Raw genomic sequence first — 22,730 nt, 5'->3', positions numbered from 1 at the left:
TCATTAACATCTAATCTTTTTCCTCACAGATGCGGAAATGGGTGTCTCGTTTTTTCATTTGGCTGCTCCAATACTTGAAGAGCTGCTGTCAATTCTTCAAATGAAGAGGCTTTGATGAGCTGCTCCACCACTTCCTTCCGTTCTGTCAGCCGTACAAGAAATTGATAAAGCGACTGTAATTCTTTTTGATACGTCTTCTGGATGCTTAACAAGCAAACGACTTGTACTCGATCTTCTCCCCACAGCACCGGCTTTTTTAACGTACAGATTGCACAAAACGTATCGTCTGTTGCCGGCTTAATTGGATGAGGAATCGCAACCAAATGACCGAAAGATGTGGGTGACACTTGCTCTCTTTCTAGCAATAATTGTTCAAACTCGTCTGGGATTCGATGCTGCTTCTTTAACACGTTCACGAAAAATTGAAGAACCTCTTCCCTTGATTGAAGGTCTTGCTGAAAAAATGTCAGCGCCGGACTCACATACCGTAAAACCCCTGTATCCTGTGAATTTTGCACAAATCGTTTCAGCCGGACAATATCATCGTCACTTAGAATCGTATGTACATCAATTACTGGTACCGGCAATGTATTCTGTAGCGGAATGGTACTAATAATAAAATCAATGCTTCTCAAATCATATGAAGGAAGTTCCCCGACACTTGCAGTTCCAGCGATCTCCAGCCTTCCGCTAAAAGCCGCCGTGAGCTTATGAAGAAGAAGCTGACTGCTGGCGACACCCGTCGCACACACAATAAGACATGTCTTTCTCACATACTGTGATTTTGTCCGCTCGATTGCAGCTCCAATATGAAGTGCCAAATATCCGATTTCATCCTCAGGAATCTCAACACCCTCTTTTTCCTTCAGCCACCTGCCCATATAAACACCCGCCTCAAACGCAATGGGATAGTGCCTTTTAATGTCTGGTAAATAGGGATTTCGAATATTCATATCGTATCTAAAACGATGAATGGCGGAACGCAAATGAAGACTTAAACCAACGATCAGCTCCTTATCAAACTGAATATCAAGTGACATATGCTCCTCCACATAAGCAAGCAATTGGTGAGTGAAACGAAAATGATCTTCGTCCAGCAGATGAAATAGCGTATGGCCAGCCTCTCCATATGCCATCATCTTTGCCCCCATTAAGTGAATTGCGATGTACGCCATTTCAGATAACGGAAAATCAATCGCTAATACGCGGCGAATATCTTCTGTCATTTGTTGAGCTATTTGGAAAACTGGCTGCACTTGAATTTCTCTCAATTCCGCTTCTGGCATCTGAACCAGCTTTTTTTCTTCTATTCGTTTGCATGCGATGGCAATATGGGTCACTAAATTACTTAAACCGATTTCTGATAAATGAAGCCCGGTGGCTTTTGTACGTGAACGCACGATGTCCTGAATCAGTTGATACGTTTCTTCAGGTAACAGTGCAGAGTTCGCTTGATCCTGCTGAAACACATGCTCTGCCATACAATATCTTAATTTCATTTCATCGCCTGTCAGACGCAGTCCATATTTAGGGCGGTGCGATATAGAAAGTCCATGCAATGAAAACAAATGCCTGACAGCTTTTAAATCATTTTTCACTGTGGATTCACTCACAAATAATTCCTCTGCCAATCCCTCTAATTTGATATAGTCTTCTGACAGAAGCAGTCTTTTCAATAGATAAGCCACGCGGTCCTCAGGCTGATTGGGAATGAATTGTTCCTTTTTCTCATTTCTTTCTCTCAATGATTTTTTCAAAAATGTACGAAATGCCCCATAATCTTCAACGCTCAATGTATACCCTGCCCCGCGTTTAATATGTAGTGCGGCACCATGTTCTTCTAAGATTTTTTTAAGCGCTTTCATATCTGTTCGGATGGTTCGTGATGTGACTCCGATCACACGGGCAATTTCTTCACTTGTCAGTTCCTGCTCCGCTTGCATCAATCGTTTCAGAAGCTCCTCCTGACGTAGAGACAGCATGGGCTCTCCTCCCTTGGCATTTACTTTTGCCTATCATCATAAACGAAAATAGAACTCTTTGCCCAGTTTTTCTTTCAAATCGGGAACCTGGATATGGCTCATTCGTATGAATATGAAACTAGAGGAGGGATGCATTATGGGTACTTTTATGTTTTTTGTCATTATCATATTAGCTTCTTTAGGAGCCATCGTTGCCAGCTTGTTCACACCAAAGGATAAACGTGCATCTGCTAAGCGTTCTGCACATCATAATTCAACGACAAGTACATATACTGATTCGTATACCCATCACGCTTCTGATGCCTCCTGCGGGAGTGATTCAGGTGATAGCGGCGGTGGTGGATGTGACTAAACAAAAAAACAGCCGCCCTTTTATGAGACGGCTGTTTCGTTTATGGTTTTAAAGAGCTTTCCAGCCCCGTTCAATCAAATGTTTAACATCCTTTGCAAAATCCTCGCCCTTTTCCATCACGTCCTGAGCTCTTCCTGCAAAATTACTGGCAACGGCCAACTCCATTTTTTTCAATTCAAAGTGTAAGATTTTTTGGTCAATCTCTGTTATATATTTTTCATATTCATCGTTGACGATGTCGTGCATCACGCTGTAAGCGTCTTTTCGGTGGCGATGAAAGTCGGTTCCTCTCTCGCCTTTCCATGACGAATCTAGAGCAGGCTTCTTGATTTCTTTGATATCTGACTGGGCAAGATCTTGTTCTGTTCGAATATTGCTTTTGGCTGTCTTTAACCGAGAGATCATTTCGTCAAATTCTGCACGTTTGTTCTCAATTCCCATATGCAGATGGTGCAGCATCTCGGATAAACTCATGTCATCCACCTCTATCTGACCTCATACGAAAGCACGGCGTGAGCACCTTTGGAAACCATCGACTCACTTGATTTTTCCAATCCTGACATTTCTATCGTTCTGCTTTCATTAAGTATAGTATAAGGTGAAAAGCCTCAGGCTTAAATAGGGAAAAGGTGTCCTTTTAGTGACGTGTTTGGAAGAAAAACGGAATAATACAAGGTCTTACACCCCGAATTTTATATGAGTCTTTTTAACTATAATTACATCATGTAAATGATATCCATAAATAAAAGCGATTGTGCTGACTATTTTGCAGCAATCGCTTCGTCTTGTTCTTTTAATGTTTTCACGTTAGAACGTGTATCCTGAACATTTTTCATTAAAGCTTCTTTAAAGTTTGAAACCATTTCGCTTACCTCTGCTTCACGTGCCGTCCACTTGGTTACAAATTCAAGACTGTTTTCACCTGCTTTATCTGCTGCTTTTTTCATCGCTAAAGCTTCGACTGCTTGGGAGACTTCATCTAGTTTATCCATGACTGTTTGGTAGTTTAACTTAATTTGTCCCATTGTGATATCCTCCAGATTTGTTCAGCATGAAGCTCGCTTACAAGCTGCTCCATGCTTTTGAGATCAAGCGTTTTGCGTCCTCTACTGCGTCTTCTCCTTTTTCAGCAAGGCGTGCGGCGTCTCCAGCTAAGGAACTGGCAAAGGATAACGCAGCTTGTTCTGCTTCTAATGTACTGATTTTAAATTCGATACGGCTCACGTAACGTGGGTATTTATCGTTCACGATCGTTTGCAGCGCATCATGTGCTTCATTTCGGTCTGTTTTGAAATCCTGGCTTCGCTCACCTTTCCAAGAGGTCCCAAGCTTTGGCTGCTTGATTTGCTTTAAATCTGTTTCTGCCGCATCTTGTTCACGTTCAACCTTGCTTTTCGCCTTTTTGAGCCGAGCGATTTTCTCTTCAATTTCTGCTTTTTTATTTGAAATGCCACCGTTAAGGGCAGACAGCATATCCGATAAGCTCATATGGGTTCCTCCTCCTGTCAAAAAATAAAAACGCTGCTTAGAGTTCCTCTAAACGAGCGTAAGGTGAATTGCACTTTTTCCAATATTGTTATTATAAGGTTCAAAGACTCATGTTTGAATAGGGATTTGTACCCTTTTTATGGGATAAATATGCTTTCACTCTGCTTCACACTCCCCCTTTTGACCTCTTTTATAGGAGGTCAAAATTCCTGTTCGTTTGCTATATGTCACATATAGTCTCTCGGTCCTAGGACAAACAAAGCCGCCCCGTGCAGGAGCGGCTTTTGCAAACGGCTTATGAGGCCGATTCTTCTCTTTCTTGTTGATCTTTCACGTACCAAATGAATTTGCCCGTATATCCGTAAATGATCGCAAGACCAATGGCGACAAAGCTCAGCCACATAAATGGTAAATAAGAGAATGTCGATACGCCAAGAATTCCTGCCATGTAAATACCGTTATCTGACCATGGAACCATACCTGACGTAAGCGTACCACCGACCTCAGAGTTTCTGGATAAAACTCGTCTGTCTAACTTTAATTTATCGTAGCTCTTTTCCATAATTTTTGGTGTAAGGATAATTGATACATACATTGCACATCCAAAAATGTTAGCAAAGAATGCAACAAGAATAGTGGAAAGAGTAACATTTCCCGCATTGTGCAGTTTTTTCTCAAAGGTTGAGACAATGACTTTCAATACACCCAGATGTTCCAATACTCCCCCGAAACCAAGCCCAAGGATAATCACTACCAAAGAGCCAAGCATGTTGACCATTCCACCACGATTGAGAAGTTGGTTTAGAAAGTCTACATCTGATTGAATTGAAAATCCATTGTATGCTGCACCAATTGCATCACTAGGATTCGCACCTTGAAAAGCAAAGGCCCAGATCGCCCCAAACAAAGCACCGATTGCAATAACCGGCAGAGCAGGCTTTTTCATGACAAGTAAAACGACAACAATTAGAGCTGGAATGAGCATCCATACATTAATATTGAATGTATCGAGCAGTGCATTCTTTAAGTATTCAACCTTTTCTTGATCAATATTACGTCCTCCATATATAAAGCCGGTGACCGTAAACATAATAGCTGTAATAACAAAGGCAGGTATGGATAAGACCATCATCGCTCTTACATGCGCCAGCACTTCTACCTTTGATAAGGACGAAGCGAGAACTGTACTGTCTGACAGTGGAGAAAGCTTGTCTCCAAAATAAGCACCTGACAAGACGGCACCTGCAACGATTGGAAGAGGAATCCCTAAACCTTCACCAATGGCAATCATGGCAATACCAGCTGTACCAACTGTTCCCCAAGATGTCCCTGTTGCGACAGACATAATGGCACAAATAATGAGTGTTGCCAGTAAGAAGATATTTGGATGAATAAATTCAAGACCATAATAGATCAGTGTCGGTACGACTCCGCCAGCGATCCAAGTTCCAATTAAAGCACCTACAGCAAGTAAAATCAAAACAGCATCTAATCCATTTGATATCCCTTTTGTAATAGCACCCTGTAAATCCTTATATGAGTGTCCTAAATGAAGACCAAGCCCAATTGCTAGAAACCAAGAAATAAATAAAGCCAGTTGAATATCCAAGTCAAAATAAATAGTAAATGATAAGACAATCGCCAAAAATAAACCTAGTACGGCGATGATCTCCACCATAGATGGCAAGCGAACCGATTTCAATGTTGTTTCCTCCCTTTGTGCGTGCGTTAAGCGTTTTCAAAATATTGTGAAAAAAGTGTGTCAATTCGAAAGAAAGTGAATTGCCTGTTTTTTCTCTTTTTCACAGGCAATTCCACATATTAATAAAATAAAATTTTTGATAATATTATCGCTCTAGGAGCTCTGCACCCGCAATGCCAGGCTTTGTCATCTCAAATGGATTTAAGATAATATCAAGTTCTTCTTCCGTTAAAACATCGTTCTGCAAGCAAAGATCTCTGATCGATTGACCTGTTAAAATGGCTTCTCTTGCAATTCTAGCGGCTGCTTCATAGCCTAAGTGAGGGTTCACGGCAGTGATTACGCCTGCACTTTTTTCTACATATTCTTTCAAACGTATTTCATTTGCTTCAATGTCCACTAAGCAATGATCTGTGAATGAGCGGAATCCGTTATTCATTATACTAATAGACTGAAGCAAGTTAAAGACTAAAACAGGCTCCATCACATTTAACTCAAGCTGGCCTGCTTCAGAAGCAAGACAGATCGTGTGGTCATTCCCAATAACCTGGAATGCGATTTGGTTAATGAGCTCTGCCATGACTGGATTGACTTTCCCAGGCATAATGGATGATCCAGGCTGACGTGCTGGCAATGCAATTTCAGCAAGACCTGCACGCGGACCAGATGCCATTAAGCGAAGGTCATTGGCAATCTTAGACATGTTCATCATACATACTTTTAAAGCGGCGGATACTTCTGTGTAAGCATCTGTATTTTGCGTTGCATCCACGAGATGCTCTGCGCCTACAAGAGGAAGACCCGAAATATCAGCGAGCTTTTTCACCACGATCTCAATATAACGAGGATCTGCGTTTAAGCCCGTCCCAACAGCTGTCGCACCCATATTGACTTCATATAAATGCTGCTTCGATTGGTTGATCCGCTTAATATCACGGCTCAGCACACGGCTGTAAGCTTCAAACTCCTGTCCCAAACGGATTGGAACAGCATCCTGCAAGTGCGTACGACCCATTTTGATCACATGATCGAATTCTTTTGCTTTCTTTTTGAAGACGTCCTGCATGGCTTGCATCGTTTCAAGCAGAATGTCTAACTGCTTGAGCACAGCAATATGGATCGCCGTTGGGAATGAGTCATTCGTTGATTGCGACATATTCACATGTGTGTTTGGGCTTAAATGGATGTATTCACCCTTTTGATGTCCCATGATTTCTAATGCTCTGTTTCCAATCACTTCATTGGCATTCATATTCATGGACGTTCCTGCGCCGCCTTGAATTGGATCGACAATAAAATACTCGTGAAGCTTGCCTTCAATGACTTCGTCAGACGCTTGAACGATGGCATTTCCAATTCCCTCATATAAACGTCCGACTTCCATATTGGCTTGAGCTGCTGCTTTTTTCACGATGGCAAAGGCTCTGATTAGTTCCTCGTGCATCCGATATCCTGTAATCGGGAAATTCTCTTTCGCACGAAGGGTTTGAACCCCATAATACACGTCTGCTGGAATTTCTTTTTCTCCAAGAAAATCCTTCTCATAGCGATAAGTTGCTTGAACCATCTCTTATGACCTGCTTTCTATAGAATAGTTAAATCACTAAATCTTCAGCGATTGGCGTTTCCATAATCTTTTTGACTTCTCTTGGATCTGTTGTTTTGCCTAGTGCCCACATCAGTTTCGGCACGATAGCTTCTGTATTCATATTTCTTGAACGTGCCACCAATTCTTGATTGATCTTGCGTCCTACCTCATACACACTCATGTCTTCGCCTTCTTCAAGACACTGAGTGGTGATGACAACAGAAATGCCTTCTTCCAGCAATTCGTTGATCTTTTCTAAAAGGTTTCTTCCTTCGAAAGGAATTCCGCCGCTGCCGTAGCTTTCAATGACAACGCCTTTGTACATGCTTTTGACTGCATCTAAAAACTCAGGCTTAAGGCCTGGGTGCAATTTTAACAGACACACATCTGTGTTCAAGGATGCATCTAATTTAAGCGGTTTCATTGGTGTTCTTTTTACTTTGCTATTGTATTCAATTTGATGGTTTTCAATTGATGCAATATATGGGTAGTTAATGCTTTCAAATGCATCATAGCTTTTCGTTCTTAGCTTGATCGCACGTGTTCCTTGGATGACTCTGCCATCAAACACGACATACACGCCGCCAACACCGTCACATGCAAAACGAATCGCATCTGTGATGTTTTTCTTCGCATCTGTTTTCTTAAAAGTAATCGGAATTTGTGAACCTGTAATTACGATCGGCTTATCAGGATTTTGCAGCATATAAGACAGCGCTGCTGATGTATAGGCCATTGTATCGGTTCCGTGAGTCACGACAAACCCGTCATACTGATCATAATTCTCATAAATGGCTGTTGCGATATCAACCCAGTATTCAGGCTGCATATTTGTACTATCTATACTCATTAGGGACTTTGTGTCCATTGTATATTCTGCATTAATTTCGTTTAAATAGCTCAAAAGATCCTCAGCTTTAACACCTGGAGCTAATCCATTTTCACTCTCTACAGATGCTATCGTCCCACCAGTCGTTAAAAGCAATAATTTCTTCAACAGGTCCACCTCTTTCGTAAAATTACTTCGTTTGTCACACATATTATAAGCTAGCTTGTGCTATTCTATAATATACGCTTTACGCGTACCTTCATTGCCATTATAGTCACATAACGCGAATTAATCAAGAAATTGTTACGCATAACGCGTACATTCTATGCCAAAATATGATATACTGTTGTTGTAAATAAAGGAGCGTTCATGTATGATACTCGATCGTTTAACCACTCTTAGAAAAAAGAAAAAATGGTCTCTCCAGCATACGGCAGATCGCCTAGGTATCGCCAAAAGCACCTATGCCGGTTACGAATCTGGGTACCGACGACCTTCGCTTGAAGCAGTGAAGCTGCTGGCTGATTTGTATGATACGTCCATTGATTTTTTACTTGGTAGAACGGACGAGCCAGAGATACAACGCAAAATCTCTGATATCAAAATTGAACTGACGGAAGCAAAAGAAGGAACCATTCATGTAGACGGCGTTCCCCTAAATGATGAAGAAATCAAACAGCTTGTTGCCTTTATTCGGGCGAAAAACACTCTAAAAGTATAAACACAGAAAAAGAGGCACCTATCCAACAGGTGCCTCTCTTTCCTTTTCCAATCTCAATATGGAGAAGACAGCTGGCTTAATTCCTCTAGCCGCCGCTTCGCTTCTTCTTTATTAAAAGAACTATAATAGCGGTAATTCTCCTCATCTAAGATGCGGTAGTGCTGACTAAGTACATTTTGCTGAAGGCGAAACGTGCCTTTTTTGACAGCCGTCCTCCACCAAACCTTTCCGCCAATCGTACGCTCAACTGATAGATGTAATTCATCATGTGCCACAACTTCCAAAATCTCAAGCGGGTCATCCCCTAGTGTCCCTTTCAGAATGTCACTATCTCTGAATAATGCACATACGGCCGCGGATTGCGTCCAATTGAGACGCAGCCTGTTTTTTTCAACCTGCTGTAAATGCCGTTTCGATAGACCAAGTACCTCTGCCATGCGATCCTGCGTATAATCCTTTTCTTTTCGAATCCGTGCCATTTGTTCTGTGACGAGGTCGATTACCATCTCTTTATCCATATCTCATCACCTCTTTCGAGTGTTCAGTCTTTACTGACATCATACACGACTTTTCCGAAAAAGTGGCGCCTCATCCTATAGAATTCTGACAAAAACAGCTTAGTCGGTCTTCTCTTCTCCCTGGCCATGCTGCTGTCTCCAATTTTCTTGGGCTGCCTGATGTAAATATGGATAGATCTCCTGTTTGACGGTCTGCTCAAATACTTCTTCATCTAAAATGCTGTACGCCGGAATTCTGATCAATTTTCCATCTACTTTCCGAATGAGCACATCCATAAAAAGAAATCCTCTTATACTGTAACGATGCCTGCGCATGTCGATTGATTGAATATCTTGAAAAGGAATCGTTCGCTCCCTGTGCAGCACAGCGCCATTCTCTCCGCGCTGAATCCGAAAAATCACATTTCCCCTCTTCGTAAAAGCAGGCAAAATCATCAAAAAGGAGATCCAGCCATAGACAATACCTAATAGTCCACCTAAAAATAAAAACAATGTATAGTTCGATTCAAATGTAAGAGCTTCTGAAAATAACCAAATACCGATGATACCGAAGCCGCCCGTTGCTAAGAATGCCCATACTCTTAAAAAAGGTCTGCTCCTTACTTCTATTACTTCACTTGGATTCAAGCGTCATTCTCCTTTTCTCCATTAGAATATAGAACGGAAACCGTCTCGATGAGCCGTCTCAATGCGAAATTGATTTTCTTTTACTCCTGATACAAGCCACGATTGGTTCTCACCTGGAATGACAAATATCATCGACTCCACATCAGGCGTATTATTTTTGTCATAGACGACCTTCATGAGGGAATCCATCTTTCCTTTTCTCGTCTGTACATCAGAAACAAATGCCTTCACGAGCTCTTGATTCTCTGCTTGATTCAGAAAAGATGGCCACTCATTTTTTGCTTCGCTTGCTTGCTCTAACAGCATTTCAAATTCCTCCGCCTGGAGACTGATTACAGGTTCAGGGTGATCATTCATCTGTATGTTGAAAAAGGCTGTCACTTGCTCTTCTGCCTGCTGATCGCCGCTCAGTTTACGAATTTGATGCACTTGTTGATCATAAAGCGTATGATGCGCATATACACCCGCCTGAGTTGTGTGAAAGGAGGTGCTGATTTCTTCATCTAAATCTCCAAATCTAGACGCCTTGACGGTGTAAGAGGCATCATTCATCGCCTGGATGAAATGACGGTATTCCGCTTTATAACGGTATTGTCTGTTTCGAAATTCCAGTACACCTTTTGCGAGCAAAGAACGGCACGCAATTTCAAATAAAAACCCAAGGCGCTCATCCTCAACATCAGGATAATACGCTTCCTTTAAGGACATGCCTTGTTCAAAATAGCCTTCACTGTAAAAACTAAAGATGAGTTCCTCAATACTTAGACTTAGCTGATCCAACTTGATCTCTCCTTATCCAAAAGAAAATGCACCCTTAAAGAAATCGCCTGCACCCTTTATGAGCGAATCTGCGGTTTCTTTTGTTTTTTCTATCCCTTTATGTATCACCTGATTTGCCTGATCAATGGTATCATTGACTGCTTTCACACCTTGCCCCGCCAGTTCGAATGCTTTTTTCCCTTTATCCACGACCGCATGAATCGGGTCCTTTAATTTCACTGCCATCTGTTCAGCAAAACCGGATGTCAGCTTGGCGACTTTTTCTCCAATAAATCCACCTACCGCTGAACCAATGGCTCCGCCAACAACGGTACCAATCGGGCCTGCAAAGCTTCCTAGAGCGCCGCCGACAACGGCACCTGCGACAGAACCGCCAGCGATAAAGACCGTATTGTTCACTGCATTTCCAACAGCCTTTGCATTTTCACGCTTAAGAACTTCTGGCTGATCACCGAATTCTGCATAGTTCTCGGCAATTTTCAATCCACAGCCCACTGTTTCTGTTGCACCAGTGACAACTGTTGCAATGATGGCATTCCCTTTCGCAAACCTTGCACCATTTTTCAGAACAGACTTGATCGCAGCTGTGTCCTTCCAATTAATACTTCCTTTTGTAAAATCACGGACACTGTTTGTGAACGCAACTGTATCGTCAGGATAAAATTTTGTGAATTTCTTATGGACCAAGTCAGCCATCGGCCAGTTCGATCGTTTTAATAATTCTTTTTTACTCAGCCAAATCCTTGCTAACCGGTCAAATCTCGTTCCTTCTACCCGGCTGGTCAGATCAAGCAGCAGCTTCGAATGCTGCGCTGCATATCGGCCATTTTCTTTAATGAAGGTCGTCATTCCAAGCCCGTAATATTTCGCCTGCATCATCACGATACCTGCTAAGCTCGTGAGTGTACCATATTGATCATAGATGCTGTACAATTTCCGCAATATATCATCTGCTTCGACCATTTTATCTGTTGCATGACGAATGGCAATATCATCGCTGCTCAATTTGCTGATTAACGCTTGTCCTGCTCCCCATGCATCCCCGACACCAGAAAAACAGCTTCTATACCGAGGATCGCAGCCTAAAATCAGCCCGTCCAGTTCACTATGTAAATCGCGGTGCTTCGTTTCAATGGCTGACAGCTCGCCTACAAAATCATTCGCCAGCCCTGTCAGCTGATCTGGATCAACCACAATGTCACGCGCCATCACATCATCTCCCTTCTCTGTTTCTTTCTCTCCGTTCTTCTCGTCTCTTTCGCTCAAGCTCTTCCATTCTGGCAATTTCAGCTTTACGCTCCTCAATTTTGACCGCTGCATCCCGCAGTTCCTGACTTGTTTCAAGCAAATCCTTTTCAAATTGATCATAGCGTGCCGTTGTTTCTTCAAAGCTTTGATCAAATTTATCTCTTGCTTCTCCCTGCCAGCCTGATCCTACTGCCTTCAGCCGATTCTCCAGCAGCTGCTTTGACTGCCGAATCTCATCAGCCGCTTCCTGAAACTTTTGAGCGAGTGCCAGCGTTTGACTAGAATCCAACTTTCGCACCCCTTTCTCCCAATTTAACGTACAAATGGATGATTTTATATGTCCTCATTATAAATAAAAAGACACCCAAAAAAATCACCCTAAAGAACCATTCAGCACATCACCTAATGAAAGTAGGCCTTTTTCCTCTCTAATTGCCAGAGAAAGCCTTTCTTGTTATGAAGCGCATTCAAGACGTGATAAAATGGACGTATTCTACAAAAGGAGTGACGTATAGATGAAAGAGGAAATGATTCAGCGTTTCACAAGTTATGTGAAGGTAGATACGCAGTCAGATGCAGAAAAGGAAAGTTGCCCATCTACTGAAGGACAATTGAACCTGGCGAGACAGCTTGTTGAAGAAATGAAATCCATCGGGATTCAAGAAGTGACAATGGATGAAAACGGCTATGTCATGGGAACGATCCCATCTAACACAGACAAAGACGTGCCGACTATTGGCTTTTTGGCTCATATCGACACAGCCACTGACTTCACCGGCAAAAATGTAAAACCGCAGCTTCATGAGAACTATCAAGGCGGCGACATTACCTTAAATGAAGATCTACATATCGTTTTATCTCCACAACAGTTTCCAAATTTACAAAAATACCAAGGACATACGCTGATCACAACAGATGGCACTACCCTGCTTGGTGCAGATAACAAAGCTGGTATCGCAGAAATTATGACAGCTATGCATTACCTAATTGAACACCCAGACATTAAGCATGGAAAAATTCGCGTCGCTTTTACGCCAGATGAAGAGATTGGCAGAGGGCCGCACAAGTTTGATGTTGATGCCTTTGGCGCTTCCTATGCTTACACAATTGACGGCGGACCGCTTGGCGAGCTGCAATATGAAAGCTTTAACGCAGCAGGTGCGAAAGTATCCATTAAAGGAAACAACGTCCACCCAGGAACAGCTAAGGACAAAATGGTCAGCGCTGCGAAAATCGGGATGCTCTTTCACAACAAACTTCCTTCTGACGAATCTCCGGAGTATACAGAAGGCTACGAAGGCTTTTTCCACCTGACGAAATTTGTAGGAGAAGTAGAAGAGGCGGAGCTGCAATATATTATCCGTGATTTTGATAAAGAGAAATTCAACAATCGCAAGGCATTGTTTGAAAAAATAGCAAATGACTTAAAAGCCACTTATGGAGAAAACAGCATCACCCTCAGCATTCAGGATCAATATTATAATATGAGAGAAAAAATTGAACCGGTGAAACATATTGTGGACATAGCTCATGAAGCTATGGAAAATCGCTCAGTCACACCGGTCATTGAACCAATCCGCGGCGGCACAGATGGCTCCCAGCTTTCATATAAAGGTCTACCAACGCCAAACATCTTTACTGGCGGGGAAAACTTCCACGGTAAATATGAATTTATTTCCGTTGAAAACATGGTGAAAGCAACCGAAGTTATCGTTGAAATTGCCCGTTTATTTGAAGAAAAAGCATAGACATGTTTACAACCGTTCCTGTTCGGGAACGGTTTTTTATTAAAAGTTTACAATTTTCTGAAACTTTTATGACACTTATTCGTACTAATAGAGACAACCCCAGAAAAAATTCTTCTTGACGAGTGAAATAACTGGAAATATAATAGTTAAAAACAACCAGTATTTTAGACCTAAAATAGCAGATCGAATGAACCTTAAGGACTAAACCGATTCTGCTGCTTATTTTCAGTTATAAACATCACTCACCCTGTCTACACTTAAAGAATAGGATGAATTGGAGGAATGTCATATGATGATTTTATTGATTATCGCTTCACTTTGCTGCTACTTACTATTCTCTTTCAAAAAAGATAACCGCACCCAAAAAAGAAAAAGCGCAGAGCTTTCGGAGTTTGAAATCTTTCGTATGCGCCGCCACTACAACGGAAAACGCCGTCACCCTCTAAACGATGCACCTAAACAAGTATAAATCCAAATAAGAGAGCCTCATGAGGGGCTCTTTTTGTTGAATAAACAGCAAAAAACGACCAGATTCAGTGGTCGTTTTTCTTTTTATTTATATACCTTCGCAGGAACTTGAATCATAGGAATTCCAACATAATAAGGTGAAATTTCATATGGCTGGAAGACAACAGCAATTCCCTTTTTCGTGAAGTAATACTGTGTGTTGTAGTTGATTTCAATGTCACTTTTTTTCAGGTTCGCATAGAATTTGCTTTTATGTTTCTTTGTGTAGTTATAAATATAATCTCTTACTTTCGTACGCTTTTTCTTTGTTTTCACAACGTCAGTCAAGAACAGCTGCTTTGTTTTTTTCTTTGTTAACACATAGTTCATGCTGGAAACCATTGTGTCTCCGTGCATGCTGCCATCATTCATGTAGTCATAGTTTAAGATACTTAGTTTCTTCCCATTGTTAAATTTCGTTTTAAACGATCTCTCGTACGTGATCTTCCCAAAGCCTTCCTTTTTCGCTTCGTCCTTTAAAAACAAGTACGTAGAATAAGAGAATGCAATATCTTCTTTTAAATCACGATTGATGGTTTTCATATGCGCCTTGCTTAGGTTTTTCACCTGTGCATATTTGAACGTTTTTTTCTTTTTATAATAGTGTGTGCTTACTTTTGCTTTTTTTGCTTGTTTGGCATCCGCAGATCCAACTGGCGCAAACAAGGAAACAATCAGTGAGAAAATAAGCAGGCTGATCGTTAGGCCTTTTTTCATTGTCATAGTAAAAACCCCCATTTTTGTCTATTACCAAATGAGTATACCATGACAAAAGAACCAAAAGAAGTATTTTTTCCATATTATTCTTCATTTTTCCACATCTGGTTTGTTTACCGTTTTCATAAGTTCCTGTATGCTTAATGTAGAATGCTAGATGAAGTGTGGTGTTTATCATAGAAGAGAATATTTTTAGTCACATTCGGACGACGTTTCATAGTTTGTCCCCAACCCAGAAAAAGATTGCCAATTACATTTTACAAAACCCTCAGAAAGTTGTGCTTCATTCTATCAGTGCACTCGCTGCTGAATGCAGCACAAGTGAAACGACGATTTTTCGTTTTCTAAGAAAAATTGGCTATGAATCGTACCAAGTGTTTCGTGTCCATGTTGCACAGGATATCGCGACCAATACACCTCAATCCATATACGGCGAGATCGAGGCATCCGATAGTGTAGCTGACATTAAGCATAAGGTCATAGAGTTAACAACAAACTCTATTCAAGATATGAAGCATATTTTAGAGGATCATGCCGTCACACAATTCATTGAACACATGAAACAGGCACATAAAACCGTCTTTTTTGGAGCAGGTGCGTCCAGCTTTATTGCTGGTGATGCTTATCATAAGTTCCTGCAGCTTGGTTTTGAAGTGAGCCTCTGCAGTGATCCGCATATGATGAATATGATTGCAACACACGCCACGGAACACGATTTTATCGTCGCAATCTCCCATTCAGGAGAAAGCAGAGAAATTCTTGACGCCGTACAGTTTGCAAAAGAAAAAGGGGCAAAAATTGCCTCTATCACCAGCTATCCGAAATCAGAGCTCGCAAAACGGTCTGATTTTCATCTGCTTAGCTCTTCCAGAGAGACAACCTATCGATCGGACTCCATGATCTCCCGTATCAACCAGCTTGTGATCATTGATGTACTATACGTCGCCGCTGTTTTAGAGCTAGGATCAAATGCCATTGAAAACGTGAAACGATCTAGATTAGCTGTAGCTAAAAATAAAACATGAACACAAAAGACCGGAGCTGATTCCGGTCTTTTTTTGTGACTTTTTTCATATTTTCCGTTGACACGTTCCTATCACGTCATGTACATTAAATGAACAATAGTTTATTTCCTACTATTAAATTTAGAAGATAGTATATATACTAACACAAAGAAAAGAAAGCGCTTTTTGTAAGGGTTTTCTATATAGGAGGCGGACAACGTGACAAAGAAGATTGGATTTATTGGACTAGGTATTATGGGAAAACCTATGGCACTCAATCTATTAAAAGCCGGTCATACTTTAACGGTTTTTGACCTAAATGAGGAAGCGATTCGATCGTTACAGAAAGCCGGAGCAAAAGGTGCTGTTTCAGCAGCTGAGGCAGCTTCTGAAAGCGATATCATCATCACAATGCTTCCTAAAGGAGAGCATGTAGAAGCAGTCGTTTCAGGTTATCAAGGCATTTTAACGACAGCCGCACCAGGCACTGTCATCGTAGATATGAGCTCAATTTCTCCTGTAACCTCTAGGGCTTTAGCTGCTCTTGCCAAACAGCATCAGGTGGAATTTATCGATGCACCTGTCAGCGGCGGAGAACCGAAGGCAATAGACGGAACACTTGCCATCATGGCTGGCGGCGAAGAATCCATCTTTGAGCAAGTGAAGGATGTCCTGCTTGCAATGGGCACTGAGGTCGTATTAGTTGGACCGAATGGAAGCGGAACAACAGCAAAGCTTGCCAATCAAATCATCGTCAACTTAAATATTGCGGCCATGTCCGAGGCGCTCGTTCTAGCTGCTAAATCAGGCATTGCCATTGATAAGATGTATGAAGCCATCCGCGGCGGACTGGCAGGAAGTGCCGTTCTCGACGCAAAAGTCCCCCTCATCTTAGAACGAAATTTTGAACCTGGCGGACGCATCGACATCAACTTGAAGGATTTAACCAATGTCATGGAAACTGCTCATGATATCGGTGTTCCTCTTCCGCTTTCTAGTCAGCTGCTTGAAATCTTCCACGCCCTCAAAGCAGACGGAAAATCCGGGCTTGATCATGGCGGCATCGTTCAATATTACGAAAAAATGGCTCATGTCGAAGTAAAGAAAGGATGAGATGGTCATGAAGCAAAGTACTGACATATTGAATGCCATTCCAAAAGCAGATTCAAAGGCCATTCAATCAGCATACGAACAAGCACTGAGCGACTTTCAGCATAAAGTCATTGTATTAGACGATGATCCAACAGGGATTCAAACCGTACATGGCGTCTCTGTTTTCACCGATTGGTCAGAAGAAAGCATTGAGGCTGGTTTTCTTGAAGACAGCCGCATGTTCTTTATACTGACAAATTCTCGCAGTATGACAGAGAAAGAAACTGCCGCTGCGCACGAAACAATTGCTGCAACCATTGTAAAGGTGGCTGAACGGCTTAATCAGGAATTCATCATTGTCAGCCGAGGAGATTCTACTCTTCGCGGACACTTTCCGCTTGAAACTGAAGTACTCAAAACGACCATTGAACAGCAAAGCTCCCGCCAGTTCGATGGAGAAATCCTTCTTCCTTTTTTCCAAGAAGGCGGACGCTTTACGATCGACAATATTCATTACGTACAGGAAGGACACGAATTAATTCCTGCTGGTGACACAGAATTTGCACGAGACCGTACATTCGGCTTTCAATCCTCTCATCTAGGAGAATGGATTGAAGAAAAGTCAGAGGGATTGTTCACAAAAGAGAACACGACCTACATTTCGTTAGCTGATCTGCGGGCTTTACGCATCGATCCAATCAAACAACAGCTCATGGGTGTGAAGGATTTCAAAAAGGTGGTTGTAAACGCAGTGGACTATGACGATGTCAAAGTCTTTGTCACCGCTCTCATTGAAGCCATTCAAGCAGGACAGCAGCTGATGTTCAGAAGTGCGGCGGCGCTCACAAAAGTACTTGGCGGTATAGGGGATCACGCCTTATTAACAAGAGGTGACTTGATACAAGAAGAAAGCCCTCATGGTGGTCTCATTATGATCGGTTCTCATGTAAAAAAAACAACAGAACAATTACAAGCGCTTGAGCAAAATAAAGAGATGGCTTTTATTGAATTTAATACCCACCTCGTGTTAGAGCCTGATGCCTTTCGCAAAGAAATTGACCGTGTCATTCAGCAAACTGAAGCACTGTTGGTAGCAGGTCAATCTGTGGCTGTTTATACAAAAAGAGAACGGCTTGATCTTGGGGATGATCGCCAAGAGGAAGAATTAAAGCTCTCTGTACAGATTAGTGATGCTGTGACAAGTATTGTCCAGCGCCTCACCATTCGTCCTAAGTATCTCATTGCCAAAGGCGGAATCACTTCCAGTGATATTGGGACAAGAGGACTTAGCGTGAGACGTGCGACCGTGGCAGGTCAAATCAAACCAGGGATCCCTGTTTGGCAAACAGGAGAAGAAAGTAAATTCCCTTTCATGTCTTATGTGATTTTCCCGGGAAATGTTGGGTCAAAGGATACGTTAAAAGAAGCTGTAGACATACTTGAAGGATAAGGCATAGGGGGTGTCTGCGCCCCCTTATGCACCACAAAGGAGGAAAGATCATGTCGTTAGTGTTTATTGGACTTGGCGTTTTGTTATTGCTTTTACTCATGGTTGTCTTTAAGTTAAACGCTTTCATTTCTTTGATTATTGTCTCTTTAATTGTTGCTGTGTTAGAAGGGATGACACCACTAGAAGCGATTGCTTCCGTCGAAAAAGGACTTGGCAGTACGCTCGGACACCTGGCACTCGTTCTCGGTTTTGGAGCGATGCTTGGAAAATTGATGGCTGATTCTGGCGGTGCTCAGCGTATCGCGATGACACTCATTGACCGATTTGGCATCGGAAAAATCCAATGGGCGACGATGCTAACTGGATTTGTGATTGGAATTGCTCTATTTTATGAAACCGGATTCATTATTTTAATTCCATTAGTCTTTACGATCGCTCAGGCTGCAAGACTTCCTGTGCTGTATGTGGGCATGCCGCTTGTCGCTGCTCTCATCACCACACATGGCTTCCTCCCTCCTCACCCAGGGCCGACTGCCATTGCGAATGTCTTTCAAGCAAACATGGGACAAACCTTATTGGTTGGGATTATTTTAGCGATTCCTGCTGTTTTAGTAGGTGGACTTCTGTTTACAAAACTATTTAAAAAAGACCAGTTGCACGCACATATCCCAAAGAACTTATTTAATCCAAAGGAATTCACAGAAGAAGAAATGCCTAGCTTCGGCATTAGCATTTTCACCGCTGTTTTGCCTGTATTGCTTATGACTTTCAGAGCATTTCTAGAAATTTTCTTCCCTTCCTCCCCATTGCTGCCTACCGCTGAGTTTTTAGGCGAACCGGCGATTGCACTATTAATCTCAGTGCTGCTTGCCATCTACACGTTTGGGCTTGGAAGAGGAAAGAGCATGCAGGACGTGATGAAGTCCATCACGGATTCTATCGGCTCTATTGCTATGATTTTATTAATTATTGCGGGCGGAGGCGCCTTTAAACAGGTGCTCATTGATAGCGGCGTCGATCAATACATTGCAGGGATCATGCAAGGAAGCACACTTTCTCCCCTGCTTCTGACTTGGCTCATTGCTGCTGTCCTTCGTGTCTCTTTAGGATCAGCGACTGTCGCCGGTCTCACGGCGGCTGGCATTTCTGCACCACTGATTGGCCTGACGGGTGTCAGCCCTGAATTAATGGTGATCGCAACAGGTGCCGGCAGTATCACGTTCTCTCATGTGAATGATGCAGGTTTCTGGATTTATAAAGAATACTTTAACCTATCAATGGCTCAAACCTTTAAAACGTGGACATTGATGGTCACCGTGCTTTCACTTGTCGGACTAGCTGGTGTTCTTGTTGCTGATTTGTTCATGTAGGAAATTAAATTGTAAAAACCATTGACTTTTCCTCGAAAAAGTTGAATAATTGTGTTTATTAAGAAAATTGAATCAAAAGGTAACCTTATTAAGAGTGGTGGAGGGACTGGCCCTGTGAAACCCGGCAACCGCTGTTCCTAGGAACAGAATGGTGCTAATTCCTTAAGCAAGCAGATGCTTGTTTGAAGATAAGGCAGAGTTCTCACAGTATATGATGCTCTTCCTTATCCAAGGAAGAGCTTTTTTAATTGTTTTTTTAACCTGAAGAAAGAAGGGATTCAGCATGACACAAGTACAAACCATTGGAAAGAAAACAACGAAACCGCCATTCCGCGCAGATCAAGTAGGAAGTTTACTTCGTTCAGAGCGCATCAAGGAAGCACGCAAGCAAAAAGCAGATGGTACGCTGACAGCAGAGCAGCTCCGACAAATTGAAAACGAAGAAATTACACGTATTGTAGAGAAGCAAAAAGAAATTGGGTTAGAGGTTGTCACAGATGGTGAGTTCAGACGTGCATGGTGGCATTTTGACTTTCTGGAAGGACTCGATGGGGTTGAAGGATTTGAAGCAGATCAAGGCATTCAATTTCATAACACAACGACAAAAGCTAGAGGTATCAAGGTAACAGGCAAGATCGATTTTACAGATCATCCAATGCTGGAGGATTATCGTTTCCTGCACAGCATCGCTGGTGATCATACAGCTAAAATGACGATTCCAAGTCCGAATATGCTCTTTTTCCGTGGAAAGCTTGAAGAAGGGGTGTATGACAGCTTAGAGGAATTCCACCATGATGTGGCACAGGCGTATAAGAAAGCCATCCGTGCTTTTTATGATGCAGGCTGCCGCTACTTGCAGCTGGACGATACAGCATGGGCGGTGTTCTTTTCTGAAAAAGGCCACGAACAAATCAAAGCCTTTGGCCGTGAAGAAGATGAACTTCGTGAGTCGTTTGCGAAGACAATCAATGAAGCTGTTGCCGATCGCCCAGAGGATTTGGTGATTACTATGCACATTTGCCGCGGTAACTTTAAATCAACTTGGGCAGCTGAAGGTGGTTACGAAGCAGCGGCAGAAACAATTTTCGCCGGCTTAGATCTTGATGGTCTCTTTTTAGAATTCGACGACGATCGTTCTGGCGGATTTGAGCCTCTTCGATATGTGAAGAACCCAAACCTTCAAATCGTACTAGGCCTTGTCACTTCAAAATACGGTGAGCTTGAGCCAGTTGAACAGATTAAAAAACGCATTGAGGAAGCGTCTCAATATGTGGACATTAACCAAATTTGTTTGAGTCCACAATGTGGATTCGCCTCAACAGAGGAAGGCAACCTGTTAACAGAAGAGCAGCAATGGGAAAAACTGCGTCATGTGATTGAGATTGCAGATCAAGTGTGGAAATAGGCGGAAACCTACAGAAAAAGCTGACCGTCATCATAAAGAACCGCTTTTTTGGGCGGTTCTTTATTTTTTGTCATCTCAATCGACATTATGCTAAGTTTAATCGTAATACTTCTATAGTTGAGTTAAGAAGATAATGAACATAAGTTATCTTCTTAAAAACCATCTTTTATACTCATAAGTTGTCTTACAACAAGTTGTGTAGATTGATATACATCTAAGTCATCTTTCTTTCTTGCCAGAATATCCCCTACTGAAATTCCCCTGAAATCGTTTGGTAAATTATTTATCATTGATTTTAATTTTTCTTCTATCTTTTTTCGTTCATTTTCATCCAAAAGATCGATATTCACCAGCTCTCTCCATTCGTCTTTTTGAATCAGTCGATTCCTTAATTCTATTAAAATTAGATCTAGCCAAGCTGGCTGACCGAAGGTAAAGTTTAATGCAATGGTTTCTTCAGAAGAACTAGTTGAATGCCAACAACCTCTTGGAAGAAATAAAAATGAGCCCGTATCTAAAATCAATTCCCTTCCATTAGATAAATTTTCATCAGGAAATTCACCATTCCAATACGACTTTAATGGATCTGGCAAATGAGGAGCCTCGATTAATTCATAATGTTGAAGTGGATTTACTGTATTAAAATTTTCAGCCAACTTCCATTTCTTTTTCCCTTTAAGTTGAAAAATGAAATTGCAATACGCATCAAAATGTGCTGAAAATCCAGCTGATTCTTTAGCAGCGTACAATACTGCTTTTGCCATTGTTCCCTCAGGCAAACCTAACAGTGATTTTAGTTTGTTAATAGATTCACGAAGCTCTGGTATAAATATTTCTGTGAAATCAAATTCTAAGGCAGCTCCTTTTTCATACCAACTCATTGCCTCTTCAGGTGGAACTAAAAACTTGTTAAGGATCCCCCCTGTCTCCTCAATTATTGCATCCCCAACAACCATTACTGGATTTTTATATATCTTTAGAATATTCTCTAAGCTGGATATACTTTCGATTCCAGGAACTGAAAAAAATCGTTCTAAACTTCCTTTGTTATGCAAAAAACTATTTGGCCAATATTCATTTAAAAACTCATCAGAACTCATCTCGTTTAAAACGTCGTCTAATATATTTCCATTTATTATTTTCATTATTTACCTCCTACACTTATATTTCCAAATACAATTATACAAAAAGCAAATCCAATTTCAACTAGTAATCTTAACATTCAGATAAAAAGAATAGATTATCAAAAGATATCCAATAAAAAATAATATGTATACAAGGATCGACAGAATTACTTTTAAAAGACCTATGGACAAATGAAGATTAAAGGTATTATTCCTATACGTTTGTTAGTATGCACAATCATCACAAACATAAAAGATTATCCTATTCCATTTAGAATTCAAATTCAGTGGTTAGACAACTCTCTAAAACAATAAACGTCTCTTCAGATTAAGATAACCCATGATTCTAGACATTTTTTGAATATTCCCCTATTTCTTTTTCACAAACTCTAACTCTATTTTGTAGCAGCGATTTACTCATCACTTTTCACTTTATAAACTTAAAAATTTGTCAAAAAAAAATCATTGTTTAAATATT

The 22,730-nt window shown here is 41.5% G+C and carries 23 protein-coding genes and 1 riboswitch; of the genes, 9 read left to right on the top strand and 14 right to left on the bottom strand.

Annotated elements, in window-relative coordinates; translation table 11 throughout:
* Window positions 1-23: 23 nt before the first annotated feature.
* Window positions 24-1,982, bottom strand: a complete 1,959-nt coding sequence (locus C9414_RS00715; protein WP_107162846.1) for a BglG family transcription antiterminator — start codon at window positions 1,980-1,982, stop codon at window positions 24-26.
* A gap of 136 nt (window positions 1,983-2,118) precedes the next feature.
* Between C9414_RS00715 and C9414_RS00710 the strand changes: the two genes are divergently transcribed.
* Window positions 2,119-2,334 (top strand): hypothetical protein, encoded by a 216-nt coding sequence (locus C9414_RS00710; protein WP_235436031.1) that lies wholly within the window; start codon window positions 2,119-2,121, stop codon window positions 2,332-2,334.
* A 48-nt stretch (window positions 2,335-2,382) separates the two neighbouring features.
* Here C9414_RS00710 and C9414_RS00705 read toward each other — a convergent pair whose 3' ends face one another.
* The 6 genes from C9414_RS00705 to C9414_RS00680 all read right to left on the bottom strand — a co-directional run bounded on the left by C9414_RS00705 (window position 2,383) and on the right by C9414_RS00680 (window position 8,109).
* Window positions 2,383-2,808: a YwqH-like family protein gene (locus C9414_RS00705; protein ID WP_039182541.1), complete on the bottom strand. Its 426-nt coding sequence runs from the start codon at window positions 2,806-2,808 to the stop codon at window positions 2,383-2,385.
* Between the two features lie 287 nt (window positions 2,809-3,095).
* The gene (locus C9414_RS00700; RefSeq protein ID WP_047202934.1) at window positions 3,096-3,359 is read right to left on the bottom strand and encodes a YwqI/YxiC family protein; all 264 of its coding nucleotides are present in this window, start codon (window positions 3,357-3,359) and stop codon (window positions 3,096-3,098) included.
* Between the two features lie 37 nt (window positions 3,360-3,396).
* Entirely contained in the window at window positions 3,397-3,822 is a 426-nt protein-coding gene (locus C9414_RS00695; RefSeq protein WP_041118256.1) for a YwqH-like family protein, read from the bottom strand.
* A gap of 295 nt (window positions 3,823-4,117) precedes the next feature.
* Entirely contained in the window at window positions 4,118-5,524 is a 1,407-nt protein-coding gene (nhaC, locus tag C9414_RS00690) for a Na+/H+ antiporter NhaC (RefSeq protein WP_024427525.1), read from the bottom strand.
* A 145-nt stretch (window positions 5,525-5,669) separates the two neighbouring features.
* Window positions 5,670-7,091 (bottom strand): aspartate ammonia-lyase, encoded by a 1,422-nt coding sequence (aspA, locus tag C9414_RS00685; RefSeq protein WP_039182553.1) that lies wholly within the window; start codon window positions 7,089-7,091, stop codon window positions 5,670-5,672.
* A 28-nt stretch (window positions 7,092-7,119) separates the two neighbouring features.
* Window positions 7,120-8,109: an asparaginase gene (locus C9414_RS00680; RefSeq protein WP_024427527.1), complete on the bottom strand. Its 990-nt coding sequence runs from the start codon at window positions 8,107-8,109 to the stop codon at window positions 7,120-7,122.
* 205 nt (window positions 8,110-8,314) lie between these two features.
* Between C9414_RS00680 and C9414_RS00675 the strand changes: the two genes are divergently transcribed.
* Window positions 8,315-8,662 (top strand): helix-turn-helix domain-containing protein, encoded by a 348-nt coding sequence (locus C9414_RS00675; protein WP_039182556.1) that lies wholly within the window; start codon window positions 8,315-8,317, stop codon window positions 8,660-8,662.
* A 53-nt stretch (window positions 8,663-8,715) separates the two neighbouring features.
* Here the strand turns inward: C9414_RS00675 and C9414_RS00670 are convergent, their stop codons facing one another.
* The 5 genes from C9414_RS00670 to C9414_RS00650 form a co-directional block, all read right to left on the bottom strand.
* The gene (locus tag C9414_RS00670; RefSeq protein WP_039182560.1) at window positions 8,716-9,180 is read right to left on the bottom strand and encodes a helix-turn-helix domain-containing protein; all 465 of its coding nucleotides are present in this window, start codon (window positions 9,178-9,180) and stop codon (window positions 8,716-8,718) included.
* Between the two features lie 99 nt (window positions 9,181-9,279).
* Window positions 9,280-9,807 carry a YfjD family protein gene (locus tag C9414_RS00665; RefSeq protein WP_058838437.1) on the bottom strand — a complete coding sequence of 176 codons (528 nt, stop codon included), beginning with the start codon at window positions 9,805-9,807 and terminating at the stop codon, window positions 9,280-9,282.
* Between the two features lie 21 nt (window positions 9,808-9,828).
* Complete coding sequence (locus C9414_RS00660) at window positions 9,829-10,587, bottom strand: hypothetical protein (protein ID WP_058838436.1); 759 nt, start codon at window positions 10,585-10,587, stop codon at window positions 9,829-9,831.
* A 12-nt stretch (window positions 10,588-10,599) separates the two neighbouring features.
* Window positions 10,600-11,796 (bottom strand): DUF6861 domain-containing protein, encoded by a 1,197-nt coding sequence (locus C9414_RS00655; RefSeq protein WP_024427531.1) that lies wholly within the window; start codon window positions 11,794-11,796, stop codon window positions 10,600-10,602.
* 4 nt (window positions 11,797-11,800) lie between these two features.
* Window positions 11,801-12,124, bottom strand: a complete 324-nt coding sequence (locus C9414_RS00650) for a WXG100 family type VII secretion target (RefSeq protein ID WP_024427532.1) — start codon at window positions 12,122-12,124, stop codon at window positions 11,801-11,803.
* 226 nt (window positions 12,125-12,350) lie between these two features.
* Between C9414_RS00650 and pepT the strand changes: the two genes are divergently transcribed.
* On the top strand, window positions 12,351-13,583 hold the full coding sequence (gene pepT, locus C9414_RS00645) for a peptidase T (RefSeq protein WP_047202931.1): 1,233 nt from the start codon (window positions 12,351-12,353) through the stop codon (window positions 13,581-13,583).
* Window positions 13,584-13,872: 289 nt separating this feature from the next.
* Complete coding sequence (locus C9414_RS00640) at window positions 13,873-14,052, top strand: hypothetical protein (RefSeq protein ID WP_008345664.1); 180 nt, start codon at window positions 13,873-13,875, stop codon at window positions 14,050-14,052.
* Between the two features lie 83 nt (window positions 14,053-14,135).
* On the opposite strand, the gene C9414_RS00635 is transcribed toward C9414_RS00640, so the two are convergent.
* Entirely contained in the window at window positions 14,136-14,813 is a 678-nt protein-coding gene (locus C9414_RS00635) for a DUF3298 and DUF4163 domain-containing protein (protein ID WP_039182576.1), read from the bottom strand.
* A 161-nt stretch (window positions 14,814-14,974) separates the two neighbouring features.
* On the opposite strand from C9414_RS00635, the gene C9414_RS00630 reads away from it, so the two are divergent.
* From C9414_RS00630 to C9414_RS00610, 5 genes are all read left to right on the top strand, one after another.
* Complete coding sequence (locus tag C9414_RS00630) at window positions 14,975-15,832, top strand: MurR/RpiR family transcriptional regulator (protein ID WP_181286087.1); 858 nt, start codon at window positions 14,975-14,977, stop codon at window positions 15,830-15,832.
* Window positions 15,833-16,030: 198 nt separating this feature from the next.
* On the top strand, window positions 16,031-16,924 hold the full coding sequence (gene garR, locus C9414_RS00625) for a 2-hydroxy-3-oxopropionate reductase (RefSeq protein ID WP_107162845.1): 894 nt from the start codon (window positions 16,031-16,033) through the stop codon (window positions 16,922-16,924).
* Between the two features lie 7 nt (window positions 16,925-16,931).
* A complete protein-coding gene (locus tag C9414_RS00620; protein ID WP_107163154.1) occupies window positions 16,932-18,353 on the top strand; it encodes a four-carbon acid sugar kinase family protein in 1,422 nt (473 codons plus the stop codon).
* Window positions 18,354-18,403: 50 nt separating this feature from the next.
* The gene (locus C9414_RS00615; RefSeq protein WP_024423918.1) at window positions 18,404-19,723 is read left to right on the top strand and encodes a gluconate:H+ symporter; all 1,320 of its coding nucleotides are present in this window, start codon (window positions 18,404-18,406) and stop codon (window positions 19,721-19,723) included.
* A gap of 82 nt (window positions 19,724-19,805) precedes the next feature.
* Window positions 19,806-19,918: riboswitch (SAM riboswitch) on the top strand.
* Window positions 19,919-20,006: 88 nt separating this feature from the next.
* Window positions 20,007-21,128 carry a 5-methyltetrahydropteroyltriglutamate--homocysteine S-methyltransferase gene (locus tag C9414_RS00610; protein WP_107162844.1) on the top strand — a complete coding sequence of 374 codons (1,122 nt, stop codon included), beginning with the start codon at window positions 20,007-20,009 and terminating at the stop codon, window positions 21,126-21,128.
* 152 nt (window positions 21,129-21,280) lie between these two features.
* Here the strand turns inward: C9414_RS00610 and C9414_RS00605 are convergent, their stop codons facing one another.
* Entirely contained in the window at window positions 21,281-22,273 is a 993-nt protein-coding gene (locus tag C9414_RS00605) for a JmjC domain-containing protein (RefSeq protein WP_047202926.1), read from the bottom strand.
* Window positions 22,274-22,730 lie beyond the last annotated feature (457 nt).

The organism is Bacillus sp. Nf3, assembly GCF_003028545.1.
GTDB classification, from domain to species: domain Bacteria; phylum Bacillota; class Bacilli; order Bacillales; family Bacillaceae; genus Bacillus; species Bacillus safensis.
This window is presented reverse-complemented; position numbering and strand designations above follow the sequence as displayed.

Coding starts and splice junctions, on each gene's coding strand:
- C9414_RS00715 (WP_107162846.1), bottom strand. CDS start 1,982: ATGCTGTCTCTACGTCAGGAGGAGCTTCTGAAACGATTGATGCAAGCG.
- C9414_RS00640 (WP_008345664.1), top strand. CDS start 13,873: ATGATGATTTTATTGATTATCGCTTCACTTTGCTGCTACTTACTATTC.
- C9414_RS00635 (WP_039182576.1), bottom strand. CDS start 14,813: ATGACAATGAAAAAAGGCCTAACGATCAGCCTGCTTATTTTCTCACTG.
- C9414_RS00655 (WP_024427531.1), bottom strand. CDS start 11,796: ATGGCGCGTGACATTGTGGTTGATCCAGATCAGCTGACAGGGCTGGCG.
- C9414_RS00620 (WP_107163154.1), top strand. CDS start 16,932: ATGAAGCAAAGTACTGACATATTGAATGCCATTCCAAAAGCAGATTCA.
- C9414_RS00610 (WP_107162844.1), top strand. CDS start 20,007: ATGACACAAGTACAAACCATTGGAAAGAAAACAACGAAACCGCCATTC.
- aspA (WP_039182553.1), bottom strand. CDS start 7,091: ATGGTTCAAGCAACTTATCGCTATGAGAAGGATTTTCTTGGAGAAAAA.
- C9414_RS00695 (WP_041118256.1), bottom strand. CDS start 3,822: ATGAGCTTATCGGATATGCTGTCTGCCCTTAACGGTGGCATTTCAAAT.
- C9414_RS00615 (WP_024423918.1), top strand. CDS start 18,404: ATGTCGTTAGTGTTTATTGGACTTGGCGTTTTGTTATTGCTTTTACTC.
- C9414_RS00670 (WP_039182560.1), bottom strand. CDS start 9,180: ATGGATAAAGAGATGGTAATCGACCTCGTCACAGAACAAATGGCACGG.
- pepT (WP_047202931.1), top strand. CDS start 12,351: ATGAAAGAGGAAATGATTCAGCGTTTCACAAGTTATGTGAAGGTAGAT.
- C9414_RS00675 (WP_039182556.1), top strand. CDS start 8,315: ATGATACTCGATCGTTTAACCACTCTTAGAAAAAAGAAAAAATGGTCT.
- C9414_RS00705 (WP_039182541.1), bottom strand. CDS start 2,808: ATGAGTTTATCCGAGATGCTGCACCATCTGCATATGGGAATTGAGAAC.
- C9414_RS00700 (WP_047202934.1), bottom strand. CDS start 3,359: ATGGGACAAATTAAGTTAAACTACCAAACAGTCATGGATAAACTAGAT.
- C9414_RS00605 (WP_047202926.1), bottom strand. CDS start 22,273: ATGAAAATAATAAATGGAAATATATTAGACGACGTTTTAAACGAGATG.
- C9414_RS00710 (WP_235436031.1), top strand. CDS start 2,119: ATGGGTACTTTTATGTTTTTTGTCATTATCATATTAGCTTCTTTAGGA.